Annotated in this window: 18 protein-coding genes; 15 read left to right on the top strand and 3 right to left on the bottom strand. The window is 65.1% G+C overall.

From position 1 onward, the window contains the following. Positions 1-2: 2 nt before the first annotated feature. From CIHUM_RS06275 to CIHUM_RS06205, 15 genes are all read left to right on the top strand, one after another. On the top strand, positions 3-1,265 hold the full coding sequence (locus CIHUM_RS06275; RefSeq protein ID WP_034998838.1) for a protein kinase family protein: 1,263 nt from the start codon (positions 3-5) through the stop codon (positions 1,263-1,265). A 12-nt stretch (positions 1,266-1,277) separates the two neighbouring features. After that, a complete protein-coding gene (locus CIHUM_RS06270; protein WP_034998840.1) occupies positions 1,278-2,639 on the top strand; it encodes a replication-associated recombination protein A in 1,362 nt (453 codons plus the stop codon). A gap of 73 nt (positions 2,640-2,712) precedes the next feature. Then, positions 2,713-5,379, top strand: coding sequence for an alanine--tRNA ligase (alaS, locus tag CIHUM_RS06265; RefSeq protein WP_034998841.1), 2,667 nt, complete (start codon positions 2,713-2,715; stop codon positions 5,377-5,379). A gap of 140 nt (positions 5,380-5,519) precedes the next feature. Further along, positions 5,520-6,008 carry a Holliday junction resolvase RuvX gene (ruvX, locus tag CIHUM_RS06260; protein ID WP_034998843.1) on the top strand — a complete coding sequence of 163 codons (489 nt, stop codon included), beginning with the start codon at positions 5,520-5,522 and terminating at the stop codon, positions 6,006-6,008. Between the two features lie 2 nt (positions 6,009-6,010). Continuing rightward, entirely contained in the window at positions 6,011-7,159 is a 1,149-nt protein-coding gene (locus CIHUM_RS06255; protein ID WP_243427148.1) for an endolytic transglycosylase MltG, read from the top strand. A gap of 3 nt (positions 7,160-7,162) precedes the next feature. Continuing rightward, positions 7,163-7,984 (top strand): shikimate dehydrogenase, encoded by an 822-nt coding sequence (locus CIHUM_RS06250; RefSeq protein WP_034998847.1) that lies wholly within the window; start codon positions 7,163-7,165, stop codon positions 7,982-7,984. Beyond that, on the top strand, positions 7,920-8,420 hold the full coding sequence (locus CIHUM_RS06245; protein ID WP_337956117.1) for an A24 family peptidase: 501 nt from the start codon (positions 7,920-7,922) through the stop codon (positions 8,418-8,420). Before CIHUM_RS06250 ends, CIHUM_RS06245 begins: the two co-directional genes overlap by 65 nt. Positions 8,421-8,457: 37 nt before the next feature. Next, positions 8,458-9,681, top strand: a complete 1,224-nt coding sequence (gene aroC / locus CIHUM_RS06240) for a chorismate synthase (protein WP_034998850.1) — start codon at positions 8,458-8,460, stop codon at positions 9,679-9,681. Positions 9,682-9,830: 149 nt separating this feature from the next. Next, positions 9,831-10,346: a shikimate kinase gene (locus CIHUM_RS06235; RefSeq protein WP_034999328.1), complete on the top strand. Its 516-nt coding sequence runs from the start codon at positions 9,831-9,833 to the stop codon at positions 10,344-10,346. Between the two features lie 31 nt (positions 10,347-10,377). Continuing rightward, positions 10,378-11,430, top strand: a complete 1,053-nt coding sequence (gene aroB / locus CIHUM_RS06230; RefSeq protein ID WP_034998851.1) for a 3-dehydroquinate synthase — start codon at positions 10,378-10,380, stop codon at positions 11,428-11,430. 2 nt (positions 11,431-11,432) lie between these two features. Next, complete coding sequence (aroQ, locus tag CIHUM_RS06225; RefSeq protein ID WP_034998853.1) at positions 11,433-11,867, top strand: type II 3-dehydroquinate dehydratase; 435 nt, start codon at positions 11,433-11,435, stop codon at positions 11,865-11,867. Continuing rightward, the gene (locus CIHUM_RS06220; protein WP_034998855.1) at positions 11,867-12,958 is read left to right on the top strand and encodes an aminopeptidase P family protein; all 1,092 of its coding nucleotides are present in this window, start codon (positions 11,867-11,869) and stop codon (positions 12,956-12,958) included. Before aroQ ends, CIHUM_RS06220 begins: the two co-directional genes overlap by 1 nt. A gap of 51 nt (positions 12,959-13,009) precedes the next feature. After that, entirely contained in the window at positions 13,010-13,573 is a 564-nt protein-coding gene (efp, locus tag CIHUM_RS06215) for an elongation factor P (RefSeq protein WP_034998857.1), read from the top strand. Next, positions 13,573-14,205: a transcription antitermination factor NusB gene (gene nusB, locus CIHUM_RS06210; RefSeq protein WP_273680162.1), complete on the top strand. Its 633-nt coding sequence runs from the start codon at positions 13,573-13,575 to the stop codon at positions 14,203-14,205. Before efp ends, nusB begins: the two co-directional genes overlap by 1 nt. A gap of 113 nt (positions 14,206-14,318) precedes the next feature. Then, a complete protein-coding gene (locus CIHUM_RS06205; RefSeq protein WP_034998858.1) occupies positions 14,319-15,161 on the top strand; it encodes a PPK2 family polyphosphate kinase in 843 nt (280 codons plus the stop codon). Here the strand turns inward: CIHUM_RS06205 and CIHUM_RS06200 are convergent. From CIHUM_RS06200 to CIHUM_RS06190, 3 genes are read right to left on the bottom strand one after another with little or no spacing between them, the layout of a single operon-like run. Beyond that, entirely contained in the window at positions 15,158-15,634 is a 477-nt protein-coding gene (locus CIHUM_RS06200; RefSeq protein WP_034998860.1) for a YbjN domain-containing protein, read from the bottom strand. The genes CIHUM_RS06205 and CIHUM_RS06200 overlap by 4 nt on opposite strands. Then, positions 15,634-16,116, bottom strand: a complete 483-nt coding sequence (locus CIHUM_RS06195; RefSeq protein ID WP_034998862.1) for a type III secretion system chaperone family protein — start codon at positions 16,114-16,116, stop codon at positions 15,634-15,636. Before CIHUM_RS06195 ends, CIHUM_RS06200 begins: the two co-directional genes overlap by 1 nt. After that, positions 16,113-17,444 carry a TIGR01777 family oxidoreductase gene (locus CIHUM_RS06190; protein WP_034998863.1) on the bottom strand — a complete coding sequence of 444 codons (1,332 nt, stop codon included), beginning with the start codon at positions 17,442-17,444 and terminating at the stop codon, positions 16,113-16,115. Before CIHUM_RS06190 ends, CIHUM_RS06195 begins: the two co-directional genes overlap by 4 nt. Between the last annotated feature and the right edge of the window lie 82 nt (positions 17,445-17,526).

Here is a 17,526-nt window from a genome sequence, read left to right as displayed (position 1 = left end):
CGATGGGCGATACGCAGGAGATCATCCGCGCAGCCGCCGACATACTGACCAAGCGCTATGGCGGCGAGCAGCAGCTTGTGGACGTCGAAAGACTCGACGGCTCAGGGCTGGCTGACGTATTCCGGGCGCGCGTGGTTAACAACCCGTTTTTCCAGCACCGCTCGGTGGTGGTGAAGCATTCGCCGGCAACCGGTGACGAGCTGGCGGACGCGGCATTTTTGCGCGAGACGGTGGCCTATCAGTTCGCGACGTCGTTAAGCGAGGAAGTACGCCCGGGACCGGTGCTGCTGGGCTACGACGCCGCACAGCGCATCCTGATCATCTCGGACCTGGGCGACGGCCGCACACTGGCCGACTTGCTGCAGGACGCGGACCCGGAAACCCACGTGGACCTGCTGCGCCGGCTCGGCCGGGCGTTGGGCAAGATGCATGCCGGCACCGCGGACGACGAGGACGCGTTCAATGTGCTGTTCCAGCGCATGACGCGTTCGCGGAAGAACGCGGCGAACTTGCAGCTGCTGCGTGATCGCCTGCTGTCGCACCGCATCCGCATCGGCGTGGAGTTTTTGGAAAACGCCGGCATCGAGATCCCGGGGGAGGTCCGGTTCGCGGCCACAAACGTGCGCACCCGTCTGCTGCGGGGAGGCATGCGAGCGTTCACGCCGTTCGACCTGACCCCGGACAACGTCATTCAGACCGGCAACTCCTTCCACTTTTTGGATTACGAGTGGGCAGGCTTCAGGGATGTGACCTTCGATGTGGCGTTTGTGGTCGCACGCTTCCCAGTCTTTCTTGCGGCGCAGCCGTTTAACGCGGAAGCGACCGAGGCGTTCATTGACGCTTGGGTGAGCGAAGTGCGAGGCATCTGGCCCAGCGTGGAGCACCCGGATACGCTCCAAGCGCGGATCACTGCAGGCATTATCGGGTGGGCCATGAGCAGTGTGGCGATGCTGGACCCGGTCAGCCCGGCCGAATTGCTAGAGCACGACACCAAGCTCAAAGAGGACTTCGAGGCCGCCGGTCTCGACGTGTCTGACCTCGGGCCGCTTGAAGCGGGCGGAGAGACTGAAGAGCATCCCGCAGACCATGCCGGTGACGTTCTGCGTCCGTACTCGAAGGGGTCGTTCACCGCAGACGAAGCGCTGGTGCGCAGGGATTTGCGTGAGACGTTCGAGTCCCTCGCAGCATTCGCGGGCGCGGGCAAGGATCCCGCGTACCAAACGATAAGCCACTTCGCCCAGACGCTGGCTGAGCGCTTGCGATAAGGAGAGGTTTGGGTGGAGCAAGAGGGACTTTTCTCCGCAGCCGCAGGGCAAGACGGCCGCGGTGAGTTGGGAAACCGTGGCACCGCCTTCTTCGAGGCGGGGGCATCTGCCCCTTTGGCCGCGCGCATGCGTCCGCGGACCCTCGACGAGATCGCGGGCCAGCGTCACCTACTCAGCGAGGGCAAGCCGCTGCGCAGGCTTATCGACGGCTCTGGGGCCGCCTCGGTGATCCTCTACGGCCCGCCGGGCACCGGCAAGACCACCATCGCATCGCTGATCGCGTCTGCGATGGGGCAGAACTTCGTCGCCCTGTCGGCGCTGTCCTCGGGTGTGAAGGAAGTTCGTGCCGTAATTGACGAAGCACGGCGAGACCTAATTCGCGGCGAGAAAACCGTGCTGTTCATCGACGAGGTGCACCGGTTTTCTAAGACCCAGCAGGACGCGTTGCTGGCCGCCGTGGAAAACCGCACCGTGCTGCTGGTCGCGGCGACGACAGAGAATCCGAGTTTCAGCGTGGTAGCGCCGCTGCTGTCGCGTTCGCTGCTGCTGAAGCTGGAGTCTTTGAACGAGGACGACCTGCGCGGGGTGCTGGACCGGGCGATGGCAGACGAACGCGGATTTGGCGGCGAATTCGAGCTTGACAGCGCTGCACGGGACCAGCTGGTCCTCCTCGCCGGCGGCGACGCCCGCCGGGCGCTGACCTATCTGGAAGCTGCGGCGGAGGCGGTGCAGCCGGGGGAGACCATCACCGTCGACACCGTCAAAGAAAACGTGAACCGCGCGGTGGTGCGCTACGACCGCGACGGCGACCAGCATTACGACATCGTTAGTGCGTTCATCAAATCTATCCGCGGTTCCGACGTGGATGCCGCGCTGCATTACCTGGCGCGGATGATTGAGGCGGGCGAGGACCCGCGGTTCATTGCCCGCCGCCTGGTCATCCACGCGTCCGAAGACATTGGCATGGCGGATCCAACTGCGCTCCAGACCGCCAACGCGGCGGCGAACGCGGTGCAGTTCATCGGCATGCCCGAGGGAAGGCTCGCCCTTGCGCAGGCGACGATCCACTTGGCCACAGCGCCGAAGTCGCCGTCGGTGATCCAGTCCATCGACCGGGCGTTGGCGGACGTGCGCGCAGGCTACGCCCCGCCGGTGCCGGCGCACCTGCGCGACGGGCACTATGAAGGCGCGAAGGCCATGGGCAATGCGGTGGGATATGTCTATCCGCATGGTGATCCTTTGGGCGTCGTTAAGCAGCAGTACATGCCCGACGGTCTCGAAGATGCTGTCTACTACGAACCCACCGACCATGGTGCGGAGCGGCGCATCAAAGACTTCATCGGTAGGTTGCGTGCCCTCGTCCGCGGACGGTGACACCGGGCTGCGTGCGGGCGCGGGGTAGAGTAAGCGCGGATAAAAACCGGCGCTGCTGAAAGGACAATCACGCGTGCAAACCCATGAGATCCGAGAGCGGTTCACCAACCACTTCGTCGAGGCTGGCCACACCCCGGTGCCGAGCGCCCCGCTGATTCTGGATGACCCGACGCTGCTGTTCGTCAACGCCGGCATGGTGCCGTTCAAGCCGTACTTTCTGGGCGACCAGACTCCGGATTTCAAAAACGGCACCGCCACCTCCATCCAGAAGTGCGTGCGCACCCTGGACATCGAGGAAGTGGGCATCACCACCCGCCACAACACGTTTTTCCAGATGGCCGGCAACTTCTCCTTCGGCCAGTACTTCAAGGAAGGCGCAATCACGCACGCCTGGACCCTGCTCACTGGTGCTGTCGAAGACGGCGGTCTGGGCCTGGATCCGGAGCGCCTGTGGGTGACCGTTTACCTGGACGATGACGAGGCGGCCTCGATCTGGCGCGACAAGATCGGCATCCCAGAAGAGCGCATCCAGCGTATGGGCATGGAGGACAACTTCTGGTCCATGGGCATCCCGGGTCCGTGCGGCCCCTGCTCTGAGATCTACTACGACCGCGGCCCGGAATACGGCGTCGAGGGCGGGCCGATCGCCGACGACAACCGCTACATGGAGATCTGGAACCTCGTGTTCATGGAGTCCATCCGCGGCGAGGGCGACAAGAAGGGCAACTTCGAGATCGTCGGCGAGCTGCCGCAGAAAAACATCGATACCGGCATGGGCATCGAACGCGTGGCTTGCCTGCTCCAAGGCGTGGACAACGTCTACGAGACCGACCTCCTGCGCCCCGTCATTGACGCCGCTGTCGAGCTCACAGGAGCGAAGTACGACGCCGGCAACAAGGACAACGATGTCCGCTTCCGCGTCGTCGCCGACCACGCGCGCACCGGCATGATGATCATCCTCGACGGCGTGACCCCCTCCAACGAGGGCCGCGGCTACATCCTGCGCCGCCTGTTGCGCCGCATCATCCGCTCCGCGCGCCTGCTGGGCGCCACCGGCCCGGTGATGGAGACGCTGATGAACACCATCATGGACACCATGACCCCGTCGTTTCCGGAGATCGCGGACAACCGCGAGCGCATCCTGCGCGTGGCGGTCGCCGAGGAGAAGGCGTTTTCCAAGACCCTGGAGGCGGGCACCTCGCGTTTCGACGAGGCCGCGTCCGCCGTGTCCGCATCCGGCGCCAAGGTCCTGCCGGGCGCGCAGGCCTTCGAGCTGCACGACACCTACGGTTTCCCAATCGACCTGACCGTGGAGATGGCGCGCGAGGCTGGCCTGGACGTGGACATGGACGCCTTCAACGCCGCGATGCAGGAGCAGCGCGAGCGCGCCAAGGCAGACAACAAGGCGAAGAAGCACCGCAACGTGGACGAATCGCTCTACCGCGAGTGGGTGGATGCGAACCCGACCGAGTTCGTCGGCTACGACCAGCTCACCCACGACGCGAAGGTAATCGGTCTCGTGCGCGGCGGCGAAAAGGTCGGCGAGGTCTCCCAGGGCGACGAGGTCGAGGTCATCCTCGATGTCACCCCGATGTACGCCGAGTCCGGCGGCCAGATGGCAGACCGCGGCCGCCTGCTCATGGGCGAGACCATCCTCAACGTCAACGACGTCCAGCGCGTGGGCAAGAAGCTGTGGCTGCACAAGGCCACGGTGCAAAACGGCGGGCTGGATCTGGGCTCCACCGTCACCGCCGAGGTGGACGGCGCGTGGCGCCACGGCGCGCGACAGGCGCACTCCGCGACCCACCTGATCCACGCGGCGATCCGCCAGGTGCTCGGCCCCGCCGCAGTCCAGGCTGGTTCCTTGAACAAGCCGGGGTACCTGCGCTTCGACTTCAACTACACCGACCAGCTCACGGACGCGCAGCTGCAGGAAATCGCCACTATCACCAACCAGGCGGTGGACGCGGACTTCGCAGTCAACACGATTGAAACCTCGCTGGACAAGGCGAAGGAGATGGGCGCGATGGCGCTGTTCGGCGAGAGCTACGGCGACACCGTGCGCGTGGTGGAGATCGGCGGCCCGTTCTCCGTCGAGCTGTGCGGCGGCACCCACGTCGAGCACGCCTCCCAGATCGGCCCGGTGGCCGTCCTCGGCGAGTCCTCCGTCGGCTCCGGCGCGCGCCGCATTGAGGCGTACTCCGGCATGGATTCCTTCAAGTACCTGTCCAAGGAGGCTGCACTCGCGTCTGGCCTGGCGGCGGAATTGAAGGCGCCGACCGAGGAGCTGCCGGACCGCATCGCCCAGCTCAGCGAGCGTCTGCGCGCGGCAGAAAAGGAAATTGCGAACCTGCACCGCCAGCAGCTTCTAGCATCCACCGCCAACTTGGCGGATGAGGCGCAGACGGTGGGCGAACACCGTGTCGTCGCAAAGCACCTGCCCGAAGGCATTACCACTGGCGACCTGCGCACGATCGCCAACGACTTGCGCGGCAAGCTCCAGGCAGAAGACGCTGTGATCGTGCTGCTGTCCCAGGTGGACGGCAAGGTCTCCCTGGCCGCTGCCGCAACGCAGCAGGCTGTGCAGTCCGGTGTGAAGGCCGGCGACCTGGTGAAGCTGATCGGGCAGTACGTCGACGGTAAGGGAGGCGGTAAGCCGGACCTGGCACAGGGCACCGGTGCGAACCCGGCCGGAATCGAAGATGCGCTGCGCGCGGTGCGTGAATCGCTCGCGGAGTAATCAGCGATGTAATGCGTGACACGCCGAGGCAGCACCCCGCCGGTTCCACAGGAAACGGTTAGGTTTAACCAAGGCCAGTTGGCCGCCCAGCCGTTAACCGGCCTGTTCCCGTAGGCGCCGAAGGTGGAAAGGACACACGGATGAAGGTGCAGCCAGACACCCCGGGGCTCAACGACCCGGGGAAGGGGCGCCGCATCGGCATTGATGTGGGCACTGTCCGCATCGGCGTGGCCTCCTCCGACCAGGACGCGTCGCTTGCCACCCCGGTGGAAACGGTCCGCCGGGTCACCGGATTCAAAGACCGCGACGGCGAGGACATCGAGCGTTTGCTTGAGCTTATCGACGAGTTTGAAGCCGTGGAAGTTGTCGTCGGCCTGCCGTCGAACCTCAACGGCGACGGCTCCAAGAGCGTCAAGCATGCAAAGGAAATAGCCTTCCGCATCAAGCGCCGCAGCGACGTGCCTGTGAAAATGGCGGACGAGCGGCTGACCACGGTCGCGGCCACCCAGGCACTGCGTGCCTCCGGCGTGCGGGAAAAGGACGCGCGCGCCGTGATCGACCAAGCGGCGGCGGTAGAGATTCTGCAATCATGGCTGGACGGTCGCAAAAACTACCTCAAGGAGAATTAACCGTGACCCCACGACAAGCCGCCATGCGGCGCACACGAAGCACCGCGGTGCTGGTTACTTCGCTCCTGCTGATCATCGGCCTGATCGCTTGGATTGCCATCGCCCGCGGCAACAACGTGTCCGACTTCGAGGGCACTGGTAACGGCGAAGAACAGGTAGTGCACATCAAGGAAGGCGCAAGCCTTTCCGCGCTTGGTCCTGAGCTGGAGGAGCGTGGCATCGTCGCCTCCGACAACGCGTTCCAAACTGCCGCGGCAAACAATGCGAACGCCGACAATATCCAGCCGGGCTTCTACCGCCTGCAGGGAGAGATGAGCGCCGACTCCGCGGTGAGCGCGCTTTTGGATCCGCAGCAGCGCATTACTCCGTTGCAGGTCTACGGCGGGGCTACCTTGATGGACATTAATATCCTCGGCGGACAGAAGCGCTTGGGAATTTTGACCATGATTCAGCAGTCCGCCTGCGGCGAGGAACCAGCGCCGGACTGCCTGAAGCTGGAAGAGCTGAACAAGGTTGCTGCGGAAGCGGATCCAGAGGCTCTTGGTGTTCCTGAGTGGGCCCGCGAGACCGTTGCCGGCCGGGCTGGCGACGCGAAGAGGCTCGAAGGCCTCATCGCCCCGGGCGAGTACATCATCGACCCGCACGCGAGCGCCGAGGAGATCCTCACCGATCTGATCACGCGCTCCGCCAAGCAGTACGAGTCCACCGACATTGTCGGCCGTGCCAAGGCGGTTGGCCTGACCCCGTACGAGCTGCTCACGGCAGCGTCCCTGGTCGAGCGCGAGGCTCCGGCAGGCGAGTTCGACAAGGTCGCGCGAGTGATCCTGAACCGTCTGGACGAGCCGATGCGCCTGGAATTCGACTCCACAGTGAACTACGGCCTGCCTTCCGTTGAGGTTGCCACCACCGACGAAGACCGCGGCCGCGTCACCCCGTGGAACACCTACGCCATGGACGGCCTGCCGCAGACCCCGATCGCTTCTCCGTCCATCGAGGCCATCGAGGCAATGGAAAACCCGGCCGAAGGCAACTGGCTGTTCTTCGTCACCGTGGACAAGGACGGCACGACCACCTTTAACGACACGTTCGAGCAGCACCTCAACGACACCCAGCGTGCGGTGGATTCTGGCGTGCTGGATTCGCAGCGCTAACCCATGGGGCCCACGCACCGCGCCGCGGTCCTCGGCGCGCCGATCGGGCACTCGCTCTCCCCGGTGCTGCACAGCGCCGGGTACCAGGCGCTGGGCTTGGACGGCTGGGAGTACACCCGCATCCTCTGCGAAGCGGACGACCTGCCAGGCATTGTGGGGGAGGCGTACGAGACGTTCCGCGGCTTCTCGGTGACCATGCCGTGTAAGTTCGAGGCGCTGGACTTCGCGGACGAGGTCACCGAGCGTGCGCAGCAAATTGGTTCCGCGAACACGCTCACGCGTATCGACGGCGGCTGGCGCGCCGACAACACCGATTGCGAAGGCGCCATGGTGGCGCTGCAGGAGCTGCTGGGAGAGACGACCCCGGCAAAGCGCGCAGTTCTAGTCGGTGCGGGTGGCACAGCTCGCGCCGTGATATGGGCGTTGCGCGAGAGCGGATGCGAGCAGGTGACCGTGGTCAACCGCTCGGACCGCGCAGCGGAGTACGTGGAACTGGCACAGGGCATGGACGTGTCCTTCTGCACCTTCGACGCTGACCTAGAGCCGGTTGCTTTGGAAGCGGACGTTGTCGCCTCCACCGTGCCCGCGGATGCGCTGGAACAGCATGCCAAGACACTTGGGCATGCTCCGGTGTTCGACGTGATTTACAACCCATGGCCCACGTCGTTGGCCGTGAGCGCCGCCTCGAACGGCTACCCAGTGGTGGGGGGCTTGTCCATGCTGGCGGGGCAGTCGTACGCCCAGTTCGAGCAGTTCACTGGTGTTGCTGCTCCACGGTCGGAGATGCGTGAAGCGCTGTTGCGCCACTGGGAGCACACCCACTAACCTCACAGGCGTGGGGACTGGGGGATTCGCCGCCTATGCGGCAGGGGCTGTTTTTCTTGCATGGTCAGCGCTACTGTGTGTCTTCGACATCCGCGAGCGCAGGCTGCCGGATGCGCTAACGGGGCCGCCCGCGGTCGCAGCTTTGACCGCCTGCTTGTGGCAGCCGTCCCTGGCGTGGGGGCTGCTGTGGCCGACGTGGTATCTGCTGGTGGGCCGGGGCATCGGTGGGGGAGACATCAAGCTCGCAGTCCCGCTCGGCGTGGCTTGCGCGGCCGCCGGCGGGCCCCTTGGAGTTGTTGCCGCGTTTGGGCTATCCGGCCTGTTCACCGTAGGCGTGGCGGTGGTGTTTCGGAAGCGTTCTGTGCCGCATGGCCCGTCGATGCTCTGCGCTCTGTGGGTGCTGTTTCCTTTTTTGTGTATGTATTCGGGGGTTTGAAGGCAGAAGCACGCATTGGTTGTGTAAGAATGTCGCCATGTTTCGTTGGACAACGGCCGGTGAATCGCACGGCCAAGCCCTCATTGCGCTGGTGGAAAATGCGCCGGCAGGTCTGCCGGTGCGCAAAGATGAGATTGCCCATCAATTGGCGCGTCGCCGCCTCGGCTACGGGCGTGGCGCCCGTATGAAGTTTGAAGCCGATGAGCTCACCCTCCTCACCGGAGTGGTGCACGGCACTTCAATCGGCAGCCCCATTGCCATCCAGATCGGCAACACGGAGTGGCCGAAGTGGACCACGATCATGTCGGCGGAGCCCGTGGACATGCAGGACCCCGATGTGGCGAAGGCGATGGCGTCGGGGCGCGGAGCGTCGCTGACCCGCCCGCGCCCGGGACACGCGGACTTTGCCGGCATGATCAAGTACGGCTTTGACTCCGCGCGTCCGGTGCTTGAGCGCTCGTCTGCGCGCGAGACTGCCGCGCGCGTGGCGGCGGCGACGGTGGCCCGCAGCTTCCTGCGCGAAACGCTTGGTGTCGAGGTGTTCTCACATGTGATCTCCATCGGCGAGTCCGCACCGTACGCGGGCCCGCACCCGAGCTTCAAAGACATTGAGGCTATCGACGCCTCCCCGGTGCGCGCCTACGACAAGAACGCGGAAGCGGACATGGTCGCCCGCATCGAGGCGGCGAAGAAGGACGGCGACACCCTCGGCGGCATTGTCGAGGTGATCGTGGACGGGCTGCCCGTCGGCCTGGGCTCACATGTCTCCGGCGAGCGTCGCTTGGACGCGCGCCTGGCTGGCGCGCTGATGGGCATCCAGTCGGTGAAGGGCGTCGAGGTCGGCGACGGATTTGAGGAAGCGCGCCGCCGTGGCTCCCAGGCGCACGACGAGATGGTGCGGGGCGCCGACGGCATCGAGCGCTCCACTAACCGCGCGGGCGGCCTCGAAGGAGGCATGACCAACGGCGAACAGTTGCGTCTGCGTGCGGCGTTGAAACCGATCTCGACGGTTCCGCGCGCGCTGAAGACCGTGGATATGTCCACCGGCGAAGCCGCGACCGGCATCCACCAGCGCTCGGATGTGTGCGCGGTGCCCGCTGGCGGTGTGGTCGCCGAGGCGATGGTCGCGTTGGTTTTGGCGCAAGCCGTGTCCGAGAAGTTCGGTGGCGATACTGTGGACGAGGTGCGGCGCAACGTGGAGGCCTACCGCGCGTACGCTGCGGACCGGCTCACGTTTGCCCAAGAGGAGGACATGGCATGACCACCCAGACCGGGGGAGCCCCGGTAGATATCGTGAACGACTTGGTGGATGAACTTGCCCCGAAACCTGCGGAAGCCGAGAAGGAGGCGACGTCGTTTGAAGAGAACGACGCGCCTAGCGCGACCGAGCTTGTCGCTGCCTCGCCGGCGATGGTGTACGCCGCACCGCGGGTCGTGCTGGTTGGCATGCCGGGGGCCGGAAAGTCCACCATTGGCCGCCGCATCGCCAGCGCGTTGAACCTGCCCATCGTGGACTCCGACGTGCTGATAGAGCAAGGCGAGGGCAAGGCCTGCGGCGAGGTGTACGCGCAGCTGGGCGAGGAGGCATTCCGCGAGCTCGAGGTCGGCTACGTCGCCCGCGCGCTCGCCACCGGCGGGGTAGTCAGCCTCGGCGGCGGTGCGGTTGTCTCCAAACAGGTGCGCACGCTGCTACAGCGACACACCGTTGTGTGGATAGACGTCACCGCGGAGGAGGGCATCCGTCGCACTGCTGAGGACGCGTCGCGTCCCGTGCTTGACGGCGACGACCGGCAGCAGCGCTACCGCGACCTGATGGAGCAGCGCGAGCCGTTGTACCGCGAGGTATCCAGCTTCCGTGTGCGCACGGACGAACGCCCGCCTCAGCGTGTGGTGGCGGAGATCCTCGGGTTCATCGACGTGGATTAACGTGGGCTAACTCATCAGAAAGGCGAGACGCATGGCCGTAGTTGAGGTCACGGGCCAAAACCCGTACTCCATCCATATCGAGCGTGACAATTTGGACCAGGCTGCCCAGCGTGTCGCACGCATCGGCGCCCGCCGGGCGCTCGTTGTGCACCAGGCGCCACTTGCAAATGCGGCAGATCAACTTGGCCGCACGCTTGATGCCGTCGGAGTAGAGCCGGTGACGGTGTGCGTGCCGGACGCGGAAGCCGGCAAAAACCTGAAGGTCCTTTCCAATCTCTGGGACACGCTCGGTGAGCGCGGTTTTTCCCGCCAGGACGCGGTGGTCGGCCTCGGCGGCGGCGCGGTGACGGATCTCGCCGGCTTCGCCGCGGCGACGTGGATGCGCGGCATCAAGGTCGTGCAGGTGCCCACCACGCTGCTGGCGATGGTGGATGCAGCTGTCGGCGGCAAGACCGGAATCAACACTTCCGCCGGCAAAAACCTTGTTGGCGCGTTCCACGAGCCGGACAGCGTGTTCATCGACCTCGCCCGCATTGACACCCTCCCGGAACCGGAGGTCGTCTCCGGTTCCGCGGAGCTGATCAAAACCGGTTTTATCGCGGATCCGCGCATCCTCGAGCTCTACCAGGACGGTGCCGAAAAGCATTGGCCGGAGCTGGTAGAGCGTTCCGTGGCGGTGAAGGCGAGGGTTGTCGGCCAGGACTTGAAGGAGTCCGGCCTGCGCGAAATTCTCAACTACGGCCACACTCTCGGTCACGCCATCGAGCGCCGCGAAAACTACTCTTGGCGGCACGGCAACGCGGTCGCGGTGGGCATGATGTTTGTGGCTCACCTGGCATTGGGCAGGAGGCTTGTCGACGCACCGTTGGTCGCCCTCCACGAAGAAATCCTGACCACAGCCGGCCTTCCCACCCGCTACGAGGCGGGCGCTTTCGACGAGCTGCACGACGCGATGCTGTTGGACAAGAAAAACCGTGACGGCCGCATCCGCTTTGTCGTTCTCGACGGGTTGGGCTCTTGCACCCGGCTCGAGGACACGACGGCAGACGAGATGCGTGCCGCCTACGAGGCGATTTCGGAGTAACGATGAAGATTTTGGTGCTTAACGGGCCGAATTTGAACAGGCTGGGCAAGCGGCAGCCGGAGATCTACGGGTCGGTGACGCTGGCGGACGTCGAAAAGCGATTGCTTGATCGCGGCGGCGAGCTCGGTCTGGAGGTGGAATGCCGCCAGTCCAACCACGAGGGCGAATTGATCGACTGGGTGCACGAGGCGGCGGACAACGGGTGGGCCGTGGTAATCAACCCCGGCGGATTTACCCATACCTCCGTCGCGCTGCGTGACGCGCTGGTAGAACTGAAAGATCACCACGGCTTTATCGAGGTGCACATTTCCAACGTGCACGCACGCGAGCCGTTTAGGGCGCACTCCTACCTTTCGCCGATCGCCGAAGGCGTCATCGCCGGGTTGGGGGTGGACGGCTACCGGCTCGCGCTCGACTACTACGCAAGGAGGCTCTGATGGCACTGGCAGACACCCGATTTGAGGACCGCCGCCGCAAACTGTCCACGAAGCTGGCGGAGCGCCGCATCGACGACATGCTGGTGACGCACCTGACACACGTGCGTTACCTGTCAGGCTTTTCGGGGTCGAACGGCGCCATGCTGGTGTCGAAGGACCGCACTGCCGCAATCGCCACCGACGGGCGCTACACCACCCAAATCGGCGAGGAAGTGCCGGACATCGAGGCCACGATTGAGCGCAACGTCGGCGTCGCCATGCTGTCCAAGGCCGCCGAGGGGCACCGCGTGGGTTTCGAGGCCGACTATGTTTCGGTAGCTCAGCTAGAGAAGCTGCGCGAGGCCTGCCCCGAGGGCGTCACCCTCGTACCGGTCAGCGGGGTTATCGAGGAGATCCGCTTAACCAAAGACAACCTTGAGCTCACCCGCTTGACGGAGGCGGCGGAGCTGACGGTCGAGGCGCTCGATGGACTGCTGCAGGCCGGTCAGCTCCGCGCCGGCCGCACCGAGCGCGAGGTGGCTGCGGACCTGGAGAACCGCATGCGGGTCCTCGGCGCGGAGCGCGTCAGCTTCGACACCATCGTCGCCTCCGGGCCGAACTCGGCGAAGCCGCACCACGGCGCGGGCGACCGTGTCATTGCGGACGGTGACCTAGTCACCATCGATTTCGGTATGCACCGCCTCGGCTTCAACTCGGACATGACGCGCACGTTCGCGATCGGTCAAATCGGCGAGCTTGAGCGCGAGATCTACGAGGTGACCCTCGCCGCCCAGCTTGCGGGAGTGAAGGCCGCGGTGCCGGGGGCAAAGCTTGTGGACGTGGACAAGGCCTGCCGCGACGTAATCGCTGAAGCTGGCTACGGCGAGTACTTCGTGCACTCCACCGGCCACGGTGTGGGCCTAGATGTGCACGAGGCTCCCAGCGCCGCGAAGACCGGGACAGGCGTGCTCGAAGAGGGCATGACGCTAACTATCGAGCCCGGAATTTACATCCCAGGCAAGGCGGGGGTGCGCATCGAGGACACCCTCATCATCACCTCGGCGGCACCGAAGGTGATCACGGAGTGCAGCAAGGAACTGATGGTGCTGTAACATTGCTGTGTTTGTACACGCCCCGATACTCCCAGGAGGAAGGTACTCAAGATGGCAACTACCGCCGATTTTAAGAACGGCCTGGTGCTGAAGAACGACGGCAAGCTGCAGCAGATTGTCGAATTCCAGCACGTGAAGCCGGGTAAGGGTCCGGCGTTCGTGCGCACCAAGCTCAAGGATGTCGTTTCGGGCAAGACCGTGGAGAAGACCTGGAACGCGGGCGTGAAGGTGGAGACCGCGACCGTGGACCGCCGCGACATGACCTACCTGTACAACGACGGCACCAACTACGTTGTCATGGACGACAAGACCTTCGAGCAGTTCGAGCTGCCGGCGGAGAAGTTCGGCGATGCCGCCCGTTTCTTGCTGGAGAACATGCGCGTGCAGGTGTCCTTCCACGAGGGCGACGCGCTCTTTGCGGAGCTGCCGATTTCTGTGGACCTGAAGATCGACCACACCGAGCCGGGCCTGCAGGGCGACCGCTCCTCCGGCGGCACCAAGCCGGCCACCCTCGAGACTGGTGCCGAGATCCAGGTGCCGCTGTTTTTGGAGACCGGCAACGTGGTCAAGGTGGACACCCGCACCGGCGAGTACCTGTCTCGCGTGAACAACTAATGCCCGATTACAAACGACACGGCGCGCGTTACCGTGCACGCCGCCGGGCAGTAGACATTCTTTTTGAGGCGGAAACCCGCGACATCGACCCGGTCGCCATCGTTGAGGACCGTTCGCAGCTGTCGCAGAACCCGCTCAACGCCGTCGCGCCGGTAGCGGACTACACCCGAACCATTGTCGCGGGTGCCGCGGAGAAGCTGGACGACCTCGACGACGCGATCGAGCGCCACCTCTCCGAGGACTGGGAGCTGTTCCGCCTGCCCGCCGTTGACCGACAGATTCTTCGCGTTGCCGCATGGGAGATTCTCTTCAACGACGAGGTCGACGCACCCGTGTCCATCGCTGAGGGCGTGGAGATGGCCGCCGAGTACTCCGGGGCCCAGGCAGCGCCGTACATCAACGTCGTGCTCGACGGCATCGCGCAACGTGCGGCATCCAACTCGCCGTTTGCCGGCGAGGGAGCGGAAGACGCCTACCCGGTTGAGGACGAGAGTGCCCCCACCGATGAGCACTCGGAGGACCTCGGGCTGGAGCAGGCGGAGGACACCGACGCAGCCACCGACCGCGAGATCGCCGAGTCCACCGAGGACTTGGAGGCCGGGGAACCGGCGACGGACGGGACCCGCGGCTAGTACCGGGCCCCGGCAGAAAGTCGAGTAGAGGAGGTCGAGTTCACGCCCATTGAGCGGCGTACTCGACCTCCTTTACTCGACTTCTATACCGAACACCACCGAAAGGAACCGACATGTCGAAACTCACCGTCGAGGAAGCCAAACAGTTCTTCGTTGGCCCCGATTTTCAGCTCGCGGACGTGGACCCGGCCGCCACCCCAGGCGTCTCGGACGTGGACGACGCCTTCAACGACTACGACGACGACCTGGATGAGCTGCAGGAGATGCTCTTCGCCAACGGCCGCGCCGGCAACGATAATGCCGGTTCGATTCTGCTGGTGCTGCAAGGCATGGACACGGCCGGCAAAGGCGGTATTGTTCGCCACGTTATCGGCGCGACCATGGACTTGCAGGGCGTGCACGTCCAGGGCTTCGGGCGCCCGACGGAGGAGGAGGCAGCGCACGACTTCTTATGGCGCTTTACTCCGCACCTGCCCAAGCCGGGACAGATCGCGGTATTCGACCGCTCGCACTACGAGGACGTGCTGGTGCAGCGCGTGAAGCAAATGGCGCCGCCGGAGGAGATTGAGCGCCGCTACGGTGCGATCGTGGAGTTTGAAAGCGAGCTGGCGGCCAACGGCACGAAGATCATCAAGGTGATGCCGCACATCTCGCGCGAGTTCCAGGCGGAGAACCTCAAAGAGCGCATCGAGCGGGCGGACAAGCACTGGAAGTACAACCCGAGTGACATCGAGGACCGCAAGCTGTGGAGCCAGTTCATGGCCGCCTACCAGATCGCCATGACGCGCACGTCCACCGAAGTCGCGCCGTGGTACTGCATCCCGTCCGACAACAAGAAGTACTGCCGCACGGTGGTCAAGGCATTGCTTTTCGACGCTCTAAAGTCGCTCAACCTCGAGTGGCCTGCCGTCGACTTTGACCCCGAGGTTGAGCTGGAGCGCCTGGAGAACTCCTAGTCGGCGGAGTCGGTTTCGCCGTCTGCCGGGGCGGTGTCTGCGGCTTCGGCCTGCTTCTGGATTTCGCTGACCAGGGCGCGCATCGCGTCCTGGGTGGCCAGCACGCCGTCGACGGCGGCCTTGAGCGCGTTGGAGAGCTGGTCGTCGGCAAGCCCCGCGCCGACCTGGATCTCGGACTCGGTGCGCACGACGAGGTTCTCGGTGCGGTTGACCACGAGTGCGCGGGCATCCAGGTAGGAGCTGTTGACCTGGTTCGCCGCCAGGTACAAGGTGGCGTCCGGGGTGTCGGCCGGAGTGTCGGTGACGGAGTCGGCGCGCACGATGAGCACGGAATCCAGCAGCACGAAAAGAAGGTTGTAGCCGTTGACGTTGGCGTGGGCCGCGCGGCCCGAGGGGTCGTCGGCGACCTCAACGTCGTGGCCTGCCATGGCCTTGATCACGCGGTCGATGGTCACGAGCGTTGCGTTGCTCATTACTGCGGCTCCTCCCAGGTGACAACGGTGGGGAAAGTGTTCTTCAAAAAGTCGAAGGCCTGCAAAGTGGCGTCGATGGAGCTGACGATGAAGGCGCCAAGCTGGTTGAACGACGCGCTCTCGGCGATGCGCATTGAACGGATGGCGCTGATGGCCAGCTGATCCTCGCCGCGCTCGAAGAAGCGCAGGGTAGGCGCGAAATGCGTCTGGTTGTGCTCGTTGCAGGCGTAAAGCACTTTCGGCGCCATTTCGCGGGGGAACTCGCCGCGCCACAGTGCTTCGAACACGAGGTGGTCGCCGTCGATGGCGACCACGATGGCGGCGTTGATGAAGCCGGAGCGCACCACCTGGTCTTCGATGCGGTACTCGAGGTTTTCTTCCTCGAAGATCGCGGCGACGGCCTCAGGCGTGACCTTCTCGGTCACGTTGCGTTCGGGGTGCTCGCTCGGCTGGACGGGCTCTTCGGTTTGATCAGTAGTCACGCCTGCGAGACTAGCAGCTGCTCGCGGCCCAACTGGTGGCGCAGGGCGGCGTTGAGGGTGGGGTAGCGCAGCCGCCAGCCGCGCTCGGCCGCCACGGTGGGAAGGGCACGTTGGTCCGCCAGCGCGAGCTCGTGCGCGCCTTCTTCGCCCAGCAGCAGTTTCGGGCCGAACGTCGGGATGGGAAACGGGTCCGGCCGGCGCAGCAAACGTGCAAGGGTGGAGGACAGTTCGGCGTTGGTCACAGGTTCCGGGGCGGTGGCGTTGACGGGCCCGGAGACGGTGCCGTCCAGGAGCGCGCGCACGTAGAAATCGGTGAGGTCGTCCAGCGCCACCCAGCTCATCCAAAAATCCCCGCGCCCGAACCGCGCGGAGAGTCCCGCATTGACGCTGGCCTTGAGCACCGGCAGTAGTCCACCCGCGCTGGAAAGCGCCAGGCCGGTGCGGATGTGCACGCTGCGTAACCCCTCGACGCGTGCCGCCTCTTCCCAGGCGTTGCAGACCTCGGCCAGAAAACCTTCGCCGGGACCGTCAGTTTCGGTGCGGGGCACGCTTCCGGCCTCGGTGCCGTAGTAGCCGACCGCGGAGGCGCCGACGAAGACGTCCACGCCGGAGTCCGCGGCCAAGCGGGCGAGCTTGCGGGTGGGTTCTACCCGCGAGTCGCGGATCTTACGCTTCTTTTCCTCGGTGAACCGGCCCATGATTGTCTCGCCCGCGAGGTGGATCACCCCGTCGACGCCGCGCAGCAGGTCAGGTGCTGGATCGTCCATGTCCCAGTGCCGCTCGCCCGGGCCCGCTGAGCCGCGCACCAGCGGGATCACGGTGTGCCCGGCGGTGGTCAGTTGCGCGCGCAGGTGAGTGCCGACGAGGCCGCTGGAACCTGTCATGGCCACCGTCTTCGGGGCAGTATCCGGCAGGGAGGCGATGAAGCGCAGGTCTTCCACCAACTGGCGCTGGCGGTAGGCCCAGGCTGGACGCAGCAGGGCTTGCGGGATGCGGGCCGTGACGTCGTCGATAAGCAAAGTGCCCTCACCTACGTCCTCGAAACGGTGCACGTGGCGCCAACCGGTAGCCGCGCGCAGCGGCTGGTTCGCTGCGACGTCGGTGAACTGGCCGCCCGCGATGTAGCCGTCGGCGCAGTGGCGCGCGACCCACTGCTGGCCCGCGGGGAGGCGGAACACAGTGGTGCCATTGCGTATCGACGCCGCTTCGCTTTGCACCCGCATTGGCAGGAACCCGGGGGTGAGGCGGGTGACGGCGCCCGGGCGGGTGTGCCAGCGCCATACGGTGTCGCGGTCGAAAGGCAGGGTGTACTCAGCGCGGATGCCCATGGAATCCTTCCCGGTTTATACATGCAGGTGCTAAGGTGAAACGCGGTCCCAAGACTACACACGGCCCCGGCAAGTGGGGCCG

The organism is Corynebacterium ihumii (genome assembly GCF_028609825.1).
Classification (GTDB): Bacteria; Actinomycetota; Actinomycetes; order Mycobacteriales; family Mycobacteriaceae; genus Corynebacterium; species Corynebacterium afermentans.
Note: the sequence above shows the minus strand (reverse complement) of the source record. Positions and strands in the feature narration are given on the sequence as shown.